The organism is Mesorhizobium sp. M1D.F.Ca.ET.231.01.1.1 (assembly GCF_003999155.2).
Taxonomy (GTDB): Bacteria; Pseudomonadota; Alphaproteobacteria; order Rhizobiales; family Rhizobiaceae; genus Mesorhizobium.
The window spans coordinates 47,907-66,494 of the sequence record NZ_RZOZ02000017.1 but is presented as its reverse complement, the minus strand read 5'-3'; the positions used below and the strand labels follow the sequence as shown (position 1 = coordinate 66,494).

12 protein-coding genes and 2 pseudogenes are annotated in these 18,588 nt (G+C 61.7%); 4 read left to right on the top strand and 10 right to left on the bottom strand.

Annotation, left to right across the window (positions count from 1 at the left end; genetic code table 11):
* Positions 1-6 precede the first annotated feature (6 nt).
* The 7 genes from EN874_RS30025 to EN874_RS29995 all read right to left on the bottom strand — a co-directional run bounded on the left by EN874_RS30025 (position 7) and on the right by EN874_RS29995 (position 7,108).
* Positions 7-1,731 carry a ShlB/FhaC/HecB family hemolysin secretion/activation protein gene (locus tag EN874_RS30025; RefSeq protein ID WP_245513718.1) on the bottom strand — a complete coding sequence of 575 codons (1,725 nt, stop codon included), beginning with the start codon at positions 1,729-1,731 and terminating at the stop codon, positions 7-9.
* A gap of 744 nt (positions 1,732-2,475) precedes the next feature.
* A complete protein-coding gene (locus tag EN874_RS30020; protein WP_126101812.1) occupies positions 2,476-3,426 on the bottom strand; it encodes a hypothetical protein in 951 nt (316 codons plus the stop codon).
* 20 nt (positions 3,427-3,446) lie between these two features.
* On the bottom strand, positions 3,447-4,298 hold the full coding sequence (locus tag EN874_RS30015; protein WP_126101813.1) for an HNH endonuclease: 852 nt from the start codon (positions 4,296-4,298) through the stop codon (positions 3,447-3,449).
* Positions 4,298-5,404, bottom strand: coding sequence for a hypothetical protein (locus EN874_RS30010; RefSeq protein WP_126101814.1), 1,107 nt, complete (start codon positions 5,402-5,404; stop codon positions 4,298-4,300). Before EN874_RS30010 ends, EN874_RS30015 begins: the two co-directional genes overlap by 1 nt.
* A gap of 158 nt (positions 5,405-5,562) precedes the next feature.
* Positions 5,563-6,012 (bottom strand): hypothetical protein, encoded by a 450-nt coding sequence (locus EN874_RS30005; protein WP_126101815.1) that lies wholly within the window; start codon positions 6,010-6,012, stop codon positions 5,563-5,565.
* A 117-nt stretch (positions 6,013-6,129) separates the two neighbouring features.
* Entirely contained in the window at positions 6,130-6,906 is a 777-nt protein-coding gene (gene xth, locus EN874_RS30000; RefSeq protein WP_126101816.1) for an exodeoxyribonuclease III, read from the bottom strand.
* A gap of 19 nt (positions 6,907-6,925) precedes the next feature.
* Positions 6,926-7,108, bottom strand: a complete 183-nt coding sequence (locus EN874_RS29995) for a DUF3606 domain-containing protein (protein ID WP_126101817.1) — start codon at positions 7,106-7,108, stop codon at positions 6,926-6,928.
* A gap of 131 nt (positions 7,109-7,239) precedes the next feature.
* On the opposite strand from EN874_RS29995, the gene ligD reads away from it, so the two are divergent.
* Positions 7,240-9,180, top strand: a complete 1,941-nt coding sequence (ligD, locus tag EN874_RS29990) for a DNA ligase D (RefSeq protein ID WP_126101818.1) — start codon at positions 7,240-7,242, stop codon at positions 9,178-9,180.
* A gap of 12 nt (positions 9,181-9,192) precedes the next feature.
* On the opposite strand, the gene dinB is transcribed toward ligD, so the two are convergent.
* Positions 9,193-10,266: a DNA polymerase IV gene (gene dinB / locus EN874_RS29985; RefSeq protein ID WP_245460077.1), complete on the bottom strand. Its 1,074-nt coding sequence runs from the start codon at positions 10,264-10,266 to the stop codon at positions 9,193-9,195.
* 237 nt (positions 10,267-10,503) lie between these two features.
* Between dinB and EN874_RS29980 the strand changes: the two genes are divergently transcribed.
* From EN874_RS29980 to EN874_RS29970, 3 genes and pseudogenes are all read left to right on the top strand, one after another.
* The gene (locus EN874_RS29980) at positions 10,504-11,265 is read left to right on the top strand and encodes an ImuA family protein (protein WP_126101820.1); all 762 of its coding nucleotides are present in this window, start codon (positions 10,504-10,506) and stop codon (positions 11,263-11,265) included.
* Positions 11,180-12,498 (top strand): annotated as a pseudogene (locus EN874_RS29975) (DUF6504 family protein). Before EN874_RS29980 ends, EN874_RS29975 begins: the two are co-directional and overlap by 86 nt.
* Positions 12,495-15,637: pseudogene (locus EN874_RS29970) on the top strand (error-prone DNA polymerase); the annotation flags it as partial. The pseudogenes EN874_RS29975 and EN874_RS29970, both read left to right, overlap by 4 nt.
* A gap of 120 nt (positions 15,638-15,757) precedes the next feature.
* Here EN874_RS29970 and EN874_RS29965 read toward each other — a convergent pair.
* The gene (locus tag EN874_RS29965) at positions 15,758-16,489 is read right to left on the bottom strand and encodes an AbiV family abortive infection protein (RefSeq protein ID WP_126101821.1); all 732 of its coding nucleotides are present in this window, start codon (positions 16,487-16,489) and stop codon (positions 15,758-15,760) included.
* Between the two features lie 73 nt (positions 16,490-16,562).
* Positions 16,563-18,533 (bottom strand): relaxase/mobilization nuclease RlxS, encoded by a 1,971-nt coding sequence (gene rlxS, locus EN874_RS29960; protein ID WP_126101822.1) that lies wholly within the window; start codon positions 18,531-18,533, stop codon positions 16,563-16,565.
* Positions 18,534-18,588 lie beyond the last annotated feature (55 nt).

The following is an 18,588-nucleotide window of genomic DNA, read 5'->3' as shown; positions in this document are numbered from 1 at the left end:
GAATCCTCAGAAGCGAATTGCGCCGGTCAGCCAGAATTGATTGTCGTTGGAATGCCCGTGGGCATTGTTGCCGGTGGCAGCGTCGCGACCGGGATTGCTGCCGAGCGTGTGTGCCCAAGAGACGGCGAAGTTCAGGTTCTCGCGCGTCCAGCGGGCCGACAGTCCCCCGCTGGCAAGGCCATAGTCGTTGCAGCCGCAGGCGTTGAGCGCCGGGATGCCGTTCTGGTTCTTGTTGACCCAGACATGCCCCGCATCGAGGAAGCCGGCCAGTTGCAGGTTGCCGAATTCGGCGGGGACGGCTGCGTCATAACGCAGCTCAAACGTGCCCAGCAGGCCCATATCGCCTTGCCCCTCGCTTACGGGATAACCACGCACGCCGTAGGGGCCTCCAAGCGCGAAGTCCTCGGACGAATCGAGGTTCCTGTCCGCCCACTGACCGTAAACCCGGCCGAACAGCGAGAAATCACGCGGCAGGTCCTGAAGTCGTGCCAGGCTGACATTGAGACGATGGAAGTTGCCTTGCGTCTGGAGCCCCGCCTGATCGGCGGCCAAGGCCGACGGTTCACGCGACAGATCGAGGTCGCCATAGGTCCACCCCAGGGACCAACTTGTTAGACCTCCGCCGAAAACCACATCGCGCATATCACCGGAAAGCGTCAGGGTCCCCGAGAGCGACCGCTTGTCCTGCAGGTGCCCGGCCAAGCTGTCGTCGACGAGGGCCTTCCAGTTCAGGGCTACCCCGATGCGCACATTCGCGTCGCGCGAACGCATAAGACTATAGTCGAGCCCGCCACTGAGGAAATGAGCATAGCCATCCAGTTCCAGTGCCTTACCGACGTCATCGATATTGCGATAGTGAAGGTAGCTGTAGGTAGCGTTGGCTGTCAGGCCGCTCGCGCAAAGCGGCGCACTTGCAGAGAAGGAGCCGAATTGCTGCCCGTCGGAGAGGTTGCCGGAAAGGCTGGTGAGGTCGCCATAGCCCGTAACGTCTGTCATCGTGGCCTGGGCATTGGCTTGTGCCCGGCCTGTCGAAGAGTTGCCGAAATTGTCGCCCCAGACCGACGCCGAGAAAATCGGCTCCTGTTCAACTCCGACGATCAGGCTGGAGGTGTTCGGAGCTTGACCCGGCGCAAGCCGCGCCCTGGCCGAAACTCCGGGAAGATCGTTCATGCGCAGCAGCGCTGCTTCCAGGTCCTGCTTGGTAATCGCATCGGTCCGGATGTGGCGCTGGCCTATGTCTCTCAAGAGTGTTTCCCGGACACGAACGCCATCGCGCCGCTCGAACTCCATCTTCTCGAGCGTTCCTTCCACGATCTTGATGGTGATGATGCCCTCAGTCACGTCCTGCGGTGGCAGGATCGCGCGGGCAAGCAAGCGGCCTTGCGCCTGCAACTGCGCCGTCACCTCATCCGCCAGCGCGTAGAGGCCCCTGATGCCTAGCCGCTTGCCTGTGGCCGATGCTGTCAGCCGTTCGCGCTCGCTTGCTGACAGCAGTTCCACCCTACCGACAAAGCGCAGGTCCTTGACGATAATGACTTCCCCCCGTTCGGGGGGGTGTGTGGGGGGCTGACGTTGCTGATCCTCGCCCATATCCGGCGGGCGTTCAAGCCGCCGCAACTCCTGTTGCCGCTGCTGCTCGCGCAGCAATGAGCCCGCATCCTGCGCGAGTGCGGGCGGCATCAATACACCGCTCAACAAAACGCCCCAAAAGACAGATTTGTCCCACGTCACCGTCTCACTCCGGAACCAAAGACCGGGCGACGTTACGCAATGCTATTTTAGATTCTTGGAATATAGTAAAGTTAGAGCAAGCCCCAGACAGTGACTGCCAAATCGACATCACGTTTCTTCCCCGCACCAATACCGCAAATACAGCTACGCGGATTCGTGATGTCAAGAGGGGAATTTTTCGGAAATAGTAACGGCGTCCTTGGTTGAAAGGTTTTTATGTGGATATACGAGGTTATCGCTGAAATTATCCTTTCATCTTGAGTCTTTCGCCCTTAGGCGCCTCCAGGCGACAACTTTAGACAATCGTTTTTTAGAAAGAATGCATATTTTGCAGGTGACTCGGATCAGGCTAACTATCGCTCCGAAGGCACAGGAACCGCCCGCTTGAACCCGTGTCCTCCCAGGATAGGAAATTGGCTAGCGCTGACTAATATTTTCTTGGAATGAAGATGTACGCATCGCGCTGTCCGAATATGCGAATTCCGTCCTGGGCCCGTCAGGCGGTCCGCCATTGCCAATCTGTGCGCACCGATAGTTGCCGATTGTCCATGGATGGATCTATTTTTGTTTTCAGTTGGTTGCGGCGTATGTTGGCGTAGTTTCGACGGCGTCCAGGTAGGACTGAATCATTCCCACTCGATGATCAACTGGAGCATCAACGAATTGAATTTATTATATAATTTCTATCAATGAGTTCGATAATACCGTTCCAAATACCGTCGGATTCCTACGCTGTTGAAAAGGCTACAACAATGTAGTCGCTGTCGCGGCATGCATTCTTTTGACTACATCATTTCCGTCAGCGCCTTTGCGGCGCCCAAGGCGCACTTCGTTTGGCCGGCTGTGGCGGACGCCGTACGCAAAACCGGCACAGGACAGCGGTTGCTTCAGTTTGGGTATGCATCGCTTCCCGTTTGGCCCCCAAGCACAAACGAACTTACACAATTCGACAGCAGCGTTTGCGGACGCCCAATTTCCCCGGGCGTGAGCATCCCGTGCCTGAACAAGGTGACCACGCGACACCTCAAACCGATGCTGCTTTAGAAGCAACAGCAACTCGGAATCGGTTTGCGGGAGCCCAATGTCCGTGGGAAGGCTGCGCCGGAGAATGCCATCCGATACTGTGAACCCGTCTTGCTCCAGTCCGTAGCGGAGCCTTTGAAACTCGGGCTTCTCAACGGTCGGCTTCGACCATTCATATACTGGCTTGACGGCGGGAAGACGCGCAGCCGCGCGTTCAACCAGCGCGTTTTCAAGTAGTCCATCGTCAACGGGATGTCTCGGATTTCTATCGATGAACTGCTTCAGTTCAACCATCCGTGCTTTTGCGCTACCACCTCCGATATTCTCGTAAACGCTGGGCCCAAAGTCGGTGAGCAGCGCACTGATTTCAGCCTGCGTCAGGTTCTCCAGAACGTCAGCCGCCGCAATAATCGTCCGGCGCGAAAACAGCGAGCGCGTCGCCTCGCGAGCGGGCCCGAAATACTGCTCGACCCGATCATTGGCATGGCGCTCTAGGAACTTTCGCGCCTCCAGGTCCGTCAGGGGGAAGAACCCCTCCAACACACCATCATGACCTGCCAGCAGCTCAAAGAACACGCCGCTTGGTGTCCGGTAAAGCGTCCAGGAGGCATCCGACCTGTCGTCGCCGTGGTCGCCTCGGGCTAATCGCTCGGAGGTTTCGGTATCGTACACGACCCCGTTTATAATCCTCCTCATGCTACACCCGCCGCGAAGCCGCCTCGGCAATACCAGTCACTGTCGGCCAACGCCTGGTAGGAGGCCGTCCGCCAACCATTCACATTTACCAGCCGACAGCTGTTCGCCGTGCTCTGCAGAAGTGAGCGCACATCGTCCGCGCCGCCATCTGCATAGTTTGTGTTCATCAGATCGCTTAGTTCGGTAAGTTCCTGTGCGGCCTTTGCCGCATATCGGCTCGCCAGATTGAGCATCTTAAACTGGCGCTGGACCCGGGAGGTCAAGATTTCGCTCCAGCCGGCTGGTGGGGAAACGAGGAACCGCAGAGCCGCAGGCGTACCTTCGACGACTTCAGCGACAAGCCAGGGCTCGCCTTCGATATCGTCATAGTAGGGATGGATAGTCTCTTCGCTCGCCGTCAATGGCCGGACATCCGACTTGGCCTTGTTACAGTCATGACAGGCCGGAATCAGGTTCCACGGGGCTACCGCGAGCGCAGGAAACTGAGTTTTCGGTAAATAGTGATCGAGGGTTGAGACCACGTGTTGGCCACAGAGCGGGCATCGGCCGTGCTTCGGAGCGGCCATTAGTTCATCATAGACGGTCCGGCCAGGGGCCCCCTTCGCGGCCAATCTGCCAGTGTAGACCCTCGACATTTCCTTGACTGTTACAATACCGTCGATGTTCGCACTCGGTGCAATGGTGTGGATCTCATTGTTGGAGGCCGCGTCATCGAACTCGATCGAGGCGCCAACGATTGCAGCGGTTACGCTCACAAGGCGCTGTTTGAGGTCCTCATTTGCCACCTTGCTGATCGTCGTGGTGAACACATCTTCGGCCGTTTGTTCGGGCTTTGGCAATTTCCACATCAGTCATCGCCATTCGCGTCGCGTGCAGCGATAAGGCCTCGAACGATCGCCTGGCCTTCGAGGCCAAGTTGACCGACGAAGTGTTCGACGATCTCATCGAAGTCGCCACCCGCCGCCACCTGATCTCGCAGCATCCTATGGAAGCCGGACCCTGTTACCTCCAAGCCGAAGACCTCGCGGGTCAGAATTTCCACGTTCTCACCAAAGGTCTCAATTTCTGGACGTTCGGCGACGACAGTGCGTCCGTTGCGTCGAATCTTCCAGACGCAACTCATTGGCACCTCCTGCAACACGACAGGGGAGTGGGTTGAGTATTGCGGACCAGAGGACTTGTCCCTCGGAACGCTGATTGGAGTGAAATCGTCAAACGCGCTGAAGCTGACCGACACGAGCCCTGTAAATGAGCCGGCGTCTTCGTCGTCGTGACTGACGACGAAGCGCCCCTTTGCGCGATCGTTGTCATCCAAGAACGCTTCTGTCATCGAGTTTAGCAGGTAGGTCTTGCCCACACCGTTCCGCCCCGTGATGACATGGATGTTGGTCGGTGGCTGAACTTCGGGAAACACCCCAAACGTCAATTCCACCCGCTGCGTAATCGACCTGCGATCGCGAGGCATCCTGTATGAGAATTCGAAGGGTGTGACGCGAGCCCCACCACGTGCCATGCGGCGGTACTGCCCACGCACCGCCTGCGTCGACACGGAACGAAGCAGCGATAGTCCCGTGACACGCTCCTGCAGCGCGCGCTCAAAAAGATCCGAATCGAAAGCGAGGTCCCTGAGGCCTTCGAGGATTCGGTCGCGTAGCTCGGGCCCGATTTCGTTCAGCGCGGCATAATAGGTATCGTCCTGGCCCAAAGAGAAAAATTGCTCCTCCAAGGCCTCGAAGCGCTCTGGAATGTCGGGACGCCGCTGAGGTTTCTCCATCCCGACTTGGCCGATTTTCACGGACCCGATGTCCCGACTCTCACCATCGGCATCGATGTAGGTCAGGAAATACATGGTCGAGAATGCGAACCAATCGTCCCAGTTGTCGCTGATTAGAAATGCTCGCGATCGAGCCTTGCTCGGCGGCCGCCCGCCGACAGGCAATACTGTAAAGAACACGCTCCCTCCCCCCAACCCGCGAATAGAAATTCTATACCAGTATCTCGCCATGGAAGGCGACAGGCGAAATGAGCCGCGAATCAGATGGATCGGTGCAGGATTACAACTGGGGTCGACAGCAAGGATGTCGGACGTGGGGTTGCATCGCAGTGACCGATCTAAGGATACCGAGCCTTTATCTGATGCATCGCCGTGCCAATGGCCGCCATCATCTTCTGGGACATCGTAACCAGCGTTTGGGTACTCGCCGCATCGAACTCCAAGATCGGCACCTGCTCGATATCGCTATGGTAGTCGGATCGCCAGGGTCGAACATAGTAGCTCTGGGAGTCAGAATGAGCGTAAACTTGGTGACGCAGGCGAATGACATTCATGTGCAGCGCAGCTTCTGCTGTGTCGTAGGTATCCAGAAGCTCCTTGGGAAATTGTGGCCACCCCCTGCTCCCTCCGAACGCGCGCCCATACGGGTGACCATTCCACCCCTTCTTTAAGATAAACAGCCCGTAGCTGTGAGCAGCAGCCAAGTCGTGGCGTGCAGCATGCAGCTTACCGTAGAGTCTGTTATCCACATCGTCGAAATGGAGTTCTTTACTTTCGCTCGTTGTCAATGAAGCGGCCTCATGCCTGCCTGGGCGTGTGCAAGCATACAACAACTAATGAGTTCAGCCGGTGTTAGCTTCGGGGTGCCTGGAATGCGCTATTTGCACCCCGCGCAGCCTCGTGGGCTAGATAAGTTCGATCCAAGCCGGCGCATGGTCACTCGGCTTTTCCTCACCACGCAACTCGACATCCACACCGGAGTTGCGGAGCCTGTCGGAAACTGAGGGATTAATGAGCAGATGGTCCATTCGGAAGCCAGAGCTCCTATCGTAGCCACCGCCGTAGGAGAAATTCCAGTAGGTGTAGACGCCCTTCTCCGGATGAATGCGTCGAACCGCATCGATCCACCCATTCTCAAGCATCTCGGCATAGGCTCGCCGGCTCTCGGGGAAGTAAACCGCATCGCCTAGCCATCGTCGCGGCACCACAGCGTCAATTGGGGTTGGAACGACATTGTAGTCTCCGCACAGCACAGTTGGTGCTCCCTCTTTGAGCAGGACTTGGCCGTGGCTGATCAGACGGTCGAACCAGCGTAGCTTATAGTCGAACTTGGGACCAGGCGCTGGATTCCCATTCGGCAGGTAAAGGCAGCCGACAACAAGCCCGTCCACGTCGGCCTCGATGTAGCGGCTGTGCGTATCATCAGGATCGCCCGGCAGACCGCGCCGGCGTTCCACCGGGTCCATTCCCCGAGATAGAATGGCCACTCCATTGTAGGATTTCTGGCCATGCCAGACCGCGCCGTATCCCGCCTCGCGGATCGCGTCGGCTGGAAACTTCTCGTCCGACGTTTTCAGTTCCTGCAGGCAGACGATGTCGTAGTCCCTTGCCCTGAGCCATTTGAGGAGCACGGGCAGCCGGCCATTGACGCCGTTCACATTGAAGGTGGCGATGCGGACCATCTGTCCTCGCGGCCGAGGCTCACTTCTTGCCCAGTTTTTCCTCGACCTTCTTGCGACTGTTGCCGACCGATTTCACAGCCGACTTGACACCAGCCTTGGTGGCCCCAGTCTTGCCCGCCTCGTATTTCACCTCATGATCCTGCCCACCAGCGACTTTCGCGCGGTCCTGGCTACGTCCGCGAGTTGTTTGAGTAGTGGCCATTTCTTCCTCCAAGGGGTTGCGTGCAGTTCCCAACAACGCGGTCGGGCTCTTCCGGTTCAATCGATAGACGCGCGGAGTGGAACTGAATCTCAGGTCAGAGTATTGAATCGCACAATGTATGCGAGTTCCCTATGTCGGCCGTAGAGGCCGCTCTCAGCAAGAAGCGCGCACGGCGCAAGGACTCGGAATCTATCCCTCCATACGCGCTTCCCAAGTTTCGCCCATTCCAGCTCTGCACGCTGACAGACGACATACCGGTGGGCGCCGACTGGCTCTTCGAAATGAAGTTCGATGGCTATCGCGCGCAGGCCGCGATCTCCGGCTCGGAGGTCGTGGTCTATACCCGCAACGGCCACGACTGGACCCGCCAGTTCAAGGTGATCGTGCCGCCGCTGAGGTCGCTGACCAAGGGCTCCGCGCTTATCGATGGCGAGATCGTGGCCATCGACAGCCAGGGTCGCAGCAATTTCTCCATGCTGAAAACCGGCATCGCCGCGGGCATGCCGCTCAAGTTCTATGCCTTCGATCTGCTCGAATTGAACGGCGACGATCTGTCGAACCGTCCACTCCTCGACCGCAAGGAAAGACTTGAGGTCCTTCTGGGCAAGCGGGAGCCCGGCGACAGCCTGCAATTCTCCAGTCATATCGCCGACAATGGGAAGAAAGTCTTCGACACCATGTGCGCCGGCGGCCACGAAGGTGTCATCGCCAAGCGCGCGGACAGCCGGTATGTCGGCGACCGCGCCCCCACCTGGCTCAAGATCAAGTGCACAAGACGACAGGAGTTCGTGGTCGGCGGTTACCGCCCAAGCGACACCGGACGCGGCATGGCATCGCTGATCTTGGGTACCTATGAGAACGGCAAGCTGATCTATCGTGGCCGCGTCGGCACTGGCTTCACCCAGCCGATGCGCAAGAACATCCTCGAGCAACTTGAGAAGCGTCGCCTCGATAAGCCGGCCTTCGCCTCCGTACCGCGGGACATCGCGCGCCGAGCCAGATGGGTCAAGCCCGAGCTTGTTGCCGAGGTTGCGTATTCGGAGGTCACACCAGATGGCAGCCTGCGACATCCAAGCTTTCAGGGCATGCGCGAAGACAAGCGAGCCGATCAGGTGGCGATGGAAATGCCGAAGACACCGGCGACGCCTGGCGCCGCCAATCTCGATCCGGCGATCGGCAAGGAGGTCGCCGTCGCGGTCGGCGTCAAGCTGACGCATCCGGACAAGGTTAGGTATCCCGGCACCAAGGTTACAAAGGCTACGCTCGCCGCCTACTACGCCGCGGTCGTTGAGAAGATGTTGCCGCATATCCAGGATCGGCCGCTGTCACTGGTGCGCGACACTGATGGCGATCTGCGGCAGACCTTTTTTCAGAAGCACAAGCTGCCAGGCATGCCCAAGGCCATCCACGACGGCCATTTGGAGAAGATGTCCGGCAAGGAAAGACGCATCCTTTGGGTCGACGATCTGGCGGGGCTGATCGCCGGCGTCCAAATGAACGTGCTGGAATTCCACGTGTGGGGCAGCCTGCGCCAGCAGCCGAAACTGCCGCATCGCATGATCTTCGATATCGATCCCGACGAGGGCCTTGGTTTCAACGACGTCAAGCAGGCAGCCCTCGACATCCGGGGCGTTCTGGAAGCGCTCGGCCTTCAATCCTGGCCGCTGCTGTCCGGAGGCAAAGGCGTTCACGTGGTCGTTCCACTCGTTCCCGAAGCCGACTGGGAAGAGGTCAAGAGCTTCTGCCAGGACTTCGCCGAATTGCTGGCCCGCACGGATCCGGCCCGCTTCGTCGCGAACATGAGCAAGGCGAGGCGCAAGGGCCGTATGTTCCTCGATTATCTGCGCAATGGCCAGGGTGCCACGGCAATATGTCCCTGGTCGACCCGAGCCCGGTCTGGAGCGTCCTGTGCCGTACCCGTCACCTGGGATGAATTGCCGGCCTTCAAAAGCGCCAGCGCCTTTGACGTCTACGCGTCCGCTGCGCGAGCTCGGCAGTCCGACGACGCGTGGGAAGGCTATTTCGACGTCGAACAAACCCTGACCGAGCGGATCCGAAAAGCAGTCCGGTAACAGCAGCCAGTCCTAGATGGTCAGCGACATCTGGCCGTCTGCCTCTGCTCGCGTTCCGCTCAAGTTCGAAAGCGTCACCCCAAGCAGGCGTATCCCCTTGGTGACGGGAAACACCTGTTCGAGGAGTGTGCCGCTGACGGTCGCCAGGTCCGTCTCCGTCTCGATGACGCCACCGATCGTTCGGCTGCGTGTGATCTGCTGAAAGTCGGCGAACTTCACCTTGAGCGTCACGGTCCGGCCATGGATCGATCGCTCCGCACAATAGCGCCAGACCTTTCGGACCAATGGCGCCAGTTCCCTGCGAGCACTTTCGAGGTCAAACAAATCGTTCACGAAGGTGTCCTCGGCCCCCACCGACTTGCGCTCGCGATCGGCCCGCACCGGACGCTCGTCGATGCCGCGGGCTATCCAGTAATAGTACGGGCCTGCCTTCCCGAACTTCTCCTCCAGGAACACCAGGCTCTGCGCACGCAGGTCAGCGCCTGTCTCGATGCCGAGCCGGGCCATCTTGTCGGCGGTCGCCGGGCCAACGCCATGAAACTTCCGCACGGGCAATGCCTCGACAAAAGCCGGCCCCATTTTCGGAGTGATGACGAACAGCCCATCTGGCTTGTTCTGGCCAGAGGCGAGCTTGGCCAGGAACTTGTTGTAGCTGACGCCGGCTGACGCTGTCAGACCGGTCTCGGACTTGATCTTCGTGCGGATCATCTCCGCGATCGTCGTGGCGACCGGGATGCCCTGAAGATTGTCGGTGACGTCCAGATAGGCTTCGTCGAGCGAAAGCGGCTCGATCAGTGGCGTGTGCTCGGCGAAGATCGCGTGTATCTGCTGTGAGACGGCCCGGTAGGCGTCAAACCGCGGCGGCACGAAGATCAGTTCGGGACATTTGCGCTTCGCGGTGATCGAGGGCATGGCCGATCGCACCCCGAACTTTCTGGCCTCATAGCTGGCGGCGGCCACGCCCCCCCGCGCCGCCGAGCCACCAACCGCCACAGGCTTGCCACGCAGGTCCGGTTTGTCGCGCTGCTCGACCGAGGCGAAGAAGGCATCCATATCGACATGGATGATCTTGCGAAGAATGGCCATGCCTTTCGCCTTCGGCGCATCAGCTTCTTGGCCGTTGTCAATTCGCTCGCCCATAACGCCCTTTCCCGCATCGCCTGCCGCATATGAAAATAGACCGCAACGCGATGGAGTGCAGTCTGCGATCCAACTTTCGAAGCGACGCAACGACCCCGATCGACTCATCAGCCCCAAGAGAACAAATAAGGAACATATCAGCCCCGAAATTCGTTGGGAAGACAGTTTGAGAGTGGTTCGTCCATGGGTCAGCCGGCCGCCAGCCCTGCTATCGCCGCGCTTCGCGAGCGAATCGCGCGCCTCGAGGGCGGGCCGACGCGTAACCGTGCGTCGCTTCCCTTCGGCGTTCCCGCCATCGACAAGGTCCTGCCGGGAGGCGGGCTGGCGCTCGGCGCGCTGCACGAGATCGCCGGCGGCCGAAACGGAGCGATCGATGGCGCCGCGGCGGCGCTTTTTGCCGCCGGCATTACCGCTCGAACCAAGGGCAAGGTGCTGTGGTGCGTTACGCGGCAGGATCTCTTTGCGCCCGCCCTCGCCCAGGCCGGTCTGCTCCCAGGCCGCGTCGTCTATGTCGAGGCCGGCGACGAAGCTTCCGTGCTCGCCTGTTTCGAGGAAGGGCTTCGCCATGGCGGGCTCGGGGCCGTCGTTGCCGAACTGGCTCGGCTCTCAATGACCGCCTCCCGCCGACTGCAACTTGCCGCCGAAACCTCCGGCGCCATCGGCATCGCCATCCGCCGTTGGCGCCGACAGACCGAGGCGACCGATTTTGGACAACCAACCGCTGCGGTCACCCGCTGGCGGGTCACCGCGCTCCCCTCCCGCCCCCTGCCGGTCCCCGGTATCGGCCGCGCTCGCTGGCAGCTCGAGCTGATCCGGGTGCGGGCTGGAGAAAGCGCCGATTTTGAAGTGGAAGCCTGCGATGACAAGGGTCGTCTCGCTCTATTTTCCGACCTGGCCGACCGATCGCCTGCGGCGCGCCATGGGCCAATCCGCGCCCTCGGTTGAAACCCCGGTCATCATGCTCGGCCGGCAGGGAAACCGGCGGCTCGTGCTGGCCACCGATGCGGGGGCGCGCGCGGCCGGCCTGCGCGTCGGCATGCCGGCGAGCAAGGCCCAGGTGCTGGTGCCCAACGTGCAGAGCTTCGACCTGGATGCCGCCGGCGATAACGCGGCACTCGATAGAATGGCGCTCTGGTCGCTGCGCTATGCGCCAATCGTCGCCGCCGATCCGCCCGATGGCCTGATCATCGACACCACGGGCACCGACCATCTGCATGGCGGTGAGGACGCCATGCTCGAGGGACTCGTCTCGCGCATGGCGTCCTCCGGTATCGAGGCGCGCGCCTCTCTCACCCTGCGCTTCGGGCCCGAACTCGGCCGTCGCCTGGACCAGGCCATGGGGCGGCGAAGCGAACCCTTCGAGCCCGCCCGCTCTCCCGAACTCATCGAGGTTCGCCGGGCCTTCGGCGAGCCTATCGGCGCCGCCGAGACCATAGCCCGCTATATCGGCAAGCTCGTCGCGGCGCTTTGCGAAGCGCTCGAGGCCAAGGGGCTCGGCCACGCCGGCTAGACCTCCTGTTTCATCGTGTCGACAACCGCATCGAGGCCATTCGCGTCGGCACCGCCGTGCCAGTGCGCGATGTCAAACGGCTGACCCGTCTCCTTACCGACCGGATCGAGAGCGTCGATCCCGGTTTCGGCATCGAGGTGATGACCCTGGCCGCAACGCTCGCCGAGCCCTTCGGAGCCAAGCAGATCATCTCCTCACTGGTCGAGGAGCCGGAGCCCGACATTACCGATCTCATCGACGTGCTTGCCAACCGTATCGGCGAGCAGCGGCTCTACCGCTTTGCCCCGGTCGAGAGTGACGTGCCCGAACGCTCAGTCCGCCGCATCGCACCGAATGCGCCGGACGACGGGACGAGTTCGCCCAGTGACTGGCCTCGCCCGGCGCGTCTGCTGACCCACCCCGAACCCATTGAGACCATGGCGCTGCTACCCGACCATCCGCCGGTCTGGTTCAGTTGGCGCGGCATCCGGCATCGCGTCGCGCGGGCAGACGGTCCCGAACGCGTTTTCGGTGAATGGTGGCAGCGCGACGCCGAACTAATCGCCGTGCGCGACTATTTCCAGGTGGAGGACGAGTCCGGCGAGCGCTTCTGGATCTACCGCGCCGGTGACGGCGAGGATCGCGAGACCGGCTCGCACAAATGGTTCCTGCACGGGGTCTTCGCATGACCACCCCGCGCTATGCCGAATTGCAGGTGACCAGCCATTTCTCGTTCCTGCGCGGCGCCAGCTCTTGCGTTGAGCTGTTCGCGCAGGCGGCGGCGCTCGGCATTGAGGCCTTGGCTGTAGTCGACCGAAATTCTCTAGCCGGCATTGTGCGGGCACATCAGGCCGCCAAGGACACCGGCGTCAGGCTCGTCGTCGGCTGTCGCCTCGATCTCGTCGACGGCATGTCCCTGCTCGTCTATCCCACCGATCGGGCCGCCTATTCGCGTCTGTGCCGGCTGCTGACCCTCGGCAAGAAACGCGGCGGCAAGGCCCAATGCCATCTCGAATGGAGCGACCTGGCCGACTATGCCGAGGGCCTGATCGCCGTTCTCGTTCCCGATCGGGCTGACGACAACTGCGCGATGCAACTGCGTCGCCTGCGGGAGACCTTCAGCGATCGCGCCTATCTGGCCCTCACCTTGCGTCGCCGACCCAATGACCAGGTCCGGCTGCACGAACTCGCAAACCTTGCCGTCCAAATGAGGGTGCCGACGGTGGTGACGAACGACGCTCTGTTTCACGAGCCCGGCCGGCGCATCCTCCAGGACGTAGTGACCGCCATTCGCCACAACATCACCATCGACGAGTTGGGGTTTCGGCGCGAGCGCCACGCCGACCGCTATCTCAAGCCGCCCGAGGAGATGGAACGCCTGTTTTCGCGCTATCCGGAGGCGCTTGCGCGTACGGTCGAGATTGCCCGGCAGTGCCGCTTCTCGCTCGACGAACTCGCCTACCAGTATCCCGAGGAAAAGATGCTGCCCGGGCTGACGGCGCAGCAGGCGCTCGAAAAGCTCACCTGGGAAGGCGCGGAGCGCCGCTATCCCGAGGGCGTCCCCGACAAGGTGGTGGCTGTCATCAAGCATGAACTGCGCCTGATCGAGATCCTGCAATACGCCCCATACTTCCTGACCGTGAACGCCATCGTGCAGTTCGCGCGCAGCAGGGACATCCTGTGCCAGGGCAGAGGGTCGGCAGCGAACTCCGCCGTGTGCTACGTGCTTGGCATCACCAGCATCGATCCCGAGCGCAACAATCTCCTTTTCGAGCGCTTTGTCTCGCAGGAGCGCAACGAGCCCCCGGATATCGATGTCGTTTTCGAGCATGAGCGGCGCGAAATCGTCATGCAGTGGGTCTATGAGACCTATGGCCGCGACCACAGTGCCCTCTGCTCGACCGTGGTGCGCTATCACACCAAAGGTGCGGTCCGCGACATTGGCAAGGCTCTCGGCCTGCCCGAGGACGTCACCAAGTTGCTCTCGCCCCAGGTCTGGGGCCACGGCGAAGGCATCGACGAGACGCGCGCTCGAGAGCTCAATTTCAACGTGGCCGATCGGAGGCTGCGGCTGACGCTCGAACTGGCGCAACAGCTCGAGGGCACGCCCCCGCATCTGTCACAGCATCCCGGCGGCTTCGTTCTGACCAATGACCGGCTCGACGACTTGGTGCCGATCGAGCCCGCCCGCATGGCCGATCGCCAGGTCATCGAGTGGGACAAGGACGACATCGACATTCTCAAATTCATGAAGGTCGACGTCCTGGCGCTTGGCATGCTCACCTGTATGAAACGCAGCTTCGATCTGCTGGCCGAGCACAAGGGCATGACCCTCGACTTGGCCACCATCCCGGCCGAAGATCCGGCGACCTACGCCATGATCCGCAAGGCGGACACGATCGGGGTCTTCCAGATCGAGAGCCGCGCCCAGATGTCGATGCTGCCCCGCATCAAGCCGCGCACCTTCTATGACCTGGTGGTCGAGGTCGCCATCGTCCGCCCCGGTCCGATTCAGGGCGACATGGTCCACCCCTATCTGCGCCGCCGGGAGGGCAAGGAGCCGGTCGAGTTCCCGACCCCCGAGCTCGAGCGCGTGCTCGGCAAGACCTTGGGCGTCCCTCTGTTCCAGGAGCAGGCCATGCAGGTCGCCATGGTCTGCGCCGGCTTCAGTGCCGGCGAGGCCGACCAGCTGCGCCGCGCCATGGCGACCTTCAAGCACACTGGCGGCGTAAGCAGATTTCGCGACAAGCTGATCGGCGGCATGATCGCCAACGGCTATACGCCGGAATTCGCCGCGACCACCTTCAAGCAGCTCGAAGGCTTTGGCAGCTACGGCTTTCCCGAAAGCCATGCTGCCAGCTTCGCGCTCATCGCCTATGCCTCGAGCTGGATGAAATGCCACCATCCCGAGGTCTTCTGCTGTGCGCTGCTCAATTCCCAGCCAATGGGCTTTTACCTGCCGGCCCAGATCGTGCGCGATGCCCAGGCCCACGGGGTTGAGATCCGGCCGGTCTGCATCAATGCGAGCCGGTGGGATTGCACGCTGGAGCCGATTGGCGAGGACGGACGCTTCGCCGTCCGCCTCGGCCTGCGCCTCGTCAAAGGGCTAGCCAATGCGGACGCGGCGGCGATCGTAGCAGCCCGGACTGACGAGCCCTTCGCATCCATCGACGATCTCTGGCATCGCGCTGGCATGCCGTCGGCAGCTCTGGTCCAACTGGCCGAGGCGGATGCCTTCCGTTCCAGCCTCGGTCTCGCGCGCCGCGAAGCTCTATGGGCACTCAAGGGGTTGCGCGACGAACCCCTGCCCCTCTTTGCCGCCGCCTCGGCGCGCGAACAGAAGACAGTCTCGGAAATCCATGAGCCCGCTTTGTCGCTTCGGCCGATGACGGCCGGTCGGGAAGTGGTCGAGGATTACGGCATGTCGGTCTCACCCTGCGCAACCATCCGCTCTCGTTCCTGCGCAGTGACCTTGCCCGGCGCGCCATCGTCACCTGCAGGGAAGCGATGCAGGCGCGCGACGGACGCTGGCTGGAGGCGGCCGGCCTTGTTCTTGTCCGTCAGCGGCCCGGCTCGGCCAAGGGCGTGATGTTCCTGACGATGGAAGACGAGACCGGCTCTGCCAATGTCGTCGTCTGGGTCAAGGTTTTCGAGAAGTATCGCCGCGTGCTGCTCTCCTCCTCTATGCTCAGCGTTCGCGGCAAGATTCAGCGTGAGGGCGAAGTGGTCCATCTCGTTGCACACCAACTCATCGACCTTTCGGGGGACCTTGCCAGTGTGGGCAACCGCGAGACGCCGTTTCCCCTTCCGCATGGGCGAGGCGACGAAGCTCGTCACAGGGGACCGGGAGTCGATCCGCGGAGCTTACCCAGGGGCTTCAGACCACGTGACCTCGTTGACCCCACGTTGCAAATAGGTGAGGAGCCGGGATTTTCACTAAGCGACGCCCTAGCCCTTCAGTTCGCGCATGCCGGCTTCAAGGAAGCTCGACAGCAATGCCTCCATCGCTTCCATTGGGTTGTCCTGCTTTTCCTCGCGGAGCTTTTCGACCTGCTCAACGAACCCCGAAAGCAGGCCTCGCATCTTGTCTGGCGATTCTTCCAAACGTCTCAGCATCTTCAGCGAATTGTGGCTGTTACCGAGAAACTCTGCGTTCCTTTCAGTGATCTCGGCCAGCATCTCCTTGCTGATGCGTTCACTCGGGGCGGCAAACTCACCGTCGATCCAGTCGACGTAAAGTGAGGCGTTCTTGGCTTGATTTGATCTCTCGTGAAACGCCTCCTGGCTGTCCTTGAATGCCGCCATCGCGCCGTCCCAGTCACCACGCAATCTGGCCTCACTCTCCGCCTCGGATGCCTTGAGCATATACGCATTGGACTTGTTCTTCGACGCATGACGCGCGAAGGCGGACAGGACCTTCTTCTGATCGACGTCAAAACCGACAACCAGGCTGACTGCCCAGGCACCGAGGCTGTCGACCTTCGAGCATTCCTCGAGCGATATCTGATGCAGACACAGCGCCCGTGCCACAGCGCCTGCTTTCGCCAAGAGCTCCGCCTCGACAAAAAGGCGTTCCGCGTTGTCGAATGTCTTTTCGGCTCCTCGGACGAGAATGTTCAACGATACCCGATCCGACTTCGCCGCTTTCTCCACTATGCCGTCCCGCTCTTTATCGCTCATCCCTTGTCCAGCTTATTCCAGTCCGCCGCGCCCGTCACTTCGGGCGCGCCGGCGACGATTCCGTGCAGCCATGTCACGATACAGTAGGCCCGCTCCTCTGCCGGCCGATGGTCCATGAAATCCCCTCCCCGCTCACGATCCCGGAAACCTCCTTGCCGATGTGCCGCTCGAGCACCGGCCGCCATGGCACCAGCGTGAACTCTCGCGACTTTTCAAGGACGGCATTATTTTCCGCTGGCAAGCTCGACGGAGCGACGGAGCCTACCCTCCACTCGTCTCCAGACCGGGCTTCGACATAAGACAGTCCAAGCTCCTCCGACAGCTGCCCGGCAACACGGTTCAGTTCGCGCTGCCGTAACATCGAAAGCATGTTGGCGCGATAGACGATCCGATCCTGCTCTTCATGCGCGAGGCCTTGCGCGATCAGCCACTGCCGCCGGCGGGCTTGCGCCTCGCGAACCTCACGCCCGAACCCAGAGTCGCGCAACGCCTCCGGTCTCTCCGCACCCAGCTCCCGGTCGAGCCAGGTGGCGCCGTCGAAGGTAACTTGGCGCTCCAGCGGCATTGATGAGAGCTTGTCGACAACGACAGGCTCGGCCCTGGCCCGCTGGCGCTCGTATTCCGTGACACGATCGAGATGGTCTGGCGAGACGAGCCAGGTGCCGTTCGGCTCTCGCTCGACGCCGCCGGTCGCGCGGCGGATCGCCTCCAGCCGCCGTACATGCGTTTGCGCAAAGCTCTCGGTGGCGGATGTATCATGCCTCAGATGGATATCGACGTTGTAGCGACCGCCATGCGCGCCGGCGACTTCGGCGACGGTGCGGTCAACCCGCCTCGGCTCGGTGTTCCTCGGCGCGACACGCACGATGCAGCCATCAGGCATCGGTTCTATCGCCTCGCCTCTGCCGATGTCGATCCAATGGCTCTTGCCGTCGACGCCCTCGACGATCAGGTAATGCCGGTCATTGATTTCGTCGGCCAGCCCGCGCGCGACGACGCGACCGACGAGAAGTTGGATCGGCTCGCCGGATCGATCGTGGATTGCCCAATCGGCGGCACTGCGGGCGAGCCCCTTGCCGCTCAGCTCGCGGTGCATGGTCTTGATGATGTCGCCGCGCTCGCCAATACGGCGCAGCGTCGTTTCGAGCTCATCACCGAGACGCCAGGCGCCAGCGCCGACTTCCTCGGCCAGCCCCATGCGCTCGAGCTTGCGCAGGCGGCCTTGGTGCAGCGTCTGCCGAAAGGCGTCGCCGCTCGCCGGCGAGACCAGGCCGTCATCATCCCGAATGCTGAGCAGCCGACGGTCGATGCTGGTAAAGCGTTCCTGCTCGATTTCCTGGCGCAGGCGCTGCTCGATCTCGCGATCGGTGCGTGGACCAAGATCGAGGCTGACCAGCTCGGCGGCGCGCTCGCGGATGCCGCTCGAAATATACTCACGCGCGATGACGAGATTGTCGCCGCGGTCGTCCTTGCCGCGAACGATGATATGGCTGTGCGGATGGCCGGTGTTGAAATGGTCGACGGCCACCCAGTCGAGCTTCGTGCCGAGGTCTTCTTGCATCTGCGCCATAAGGCGCCGGGTGAGCGGCTTGAGGTCCTCGTACTCGATGCCGTCCTCGGGTGCCACGATAAAGCGGAACTGATGCCGGTCGCCGTTTGCGCGATCGAGGAACGCCTTGCCGTCGACGCGGTCGCTGTCGGCGCCATAGAGCTCGCCAGGTTCGCCCTCGCGGGTGACGCCGTCGCGCTGCAGATAGCGCAGGTGCGCACGCGCCCCGTCCGCGCCCTTGCCGGCGAGCTTGACGATCCGCGCCTTGACGACGACCCGCCGCTGCCGGAAGGCGGCATAACGATCGCGCGATTTAAGCAGCGCCGCGGCGGCCCCGCCGCGCCCTGCCCGGCTTCCGGTGAAGCGTCCGCCGTGCTGCGGCCGGCCGCCGGCCCTGTTGATCGCCGCACGGAGCTGGCCGGCATAGCGTTTGCCGGCCTTGGAGCCGCGGGCGCCTATCTTGCCGAGCTTCGGTCGGAACTCGTCATCCTTCATGCCCAGCCTCCGGCCGCAACAGAGTCGAATCAGCCACTTGCGGGTCCCTGCTCTC

Coding starts and splice junctions, on each gene's coding strand:
- EN874_RS29980 (WP_126101820.1), top strand. CDS start 10,504: ATGGGTCAGCCGGCCGCCAGCCCTGCTATCGCCGCGCTTCGCGAGCGA.
- EN874_RS29965 (WP_126101821.1), bottom strand. CDS start 16,489: ATGAGCGATAAAGAGCGGGACGGCATAGTGGAGAAAGCGGCGAAGTCG.
- dinB (WP_245460077.1), bottom strand. CDS start 10,266: ATGGCCATTCTTCGCAAGATCATCCATGTCGATATGGATGCCTTCTTC.
- xth (WP_126101816.1), bottom strand. CDS start 6,906: ATGGTCCGCATCGCCACCTTCAATGTGAACGGCGTCAATGGCCGGCTG.
- EN874_RS29995 (WP_126101817.1), bottom strand. CDS start 7,108: ATGGCCACTACTCAAACAACTCGCGGACGTAGCCAGGACCGCGCGAAA.
- rlxS (WP_126101822.1), bottom strand. CDS start 18,533: ATGAAGGATGACGAGTTCCGACCGAAGCTCGGCAAGATAGGCGCCCGC.
- ligD (WP_126101818.1), top strand. CDS start 7,240: ATGTCGGCCGTAGAGGCCGCTCTCAGCAAGAAGCGCGCACGGCGCAAG.
- EN874_RS30015 (WP_126101813.1), bottom strand. CDS start 4,298: ATGTGGAAATTGCCAAAGCCCGAACAAACGGCCGAAGATGTGTTCACC.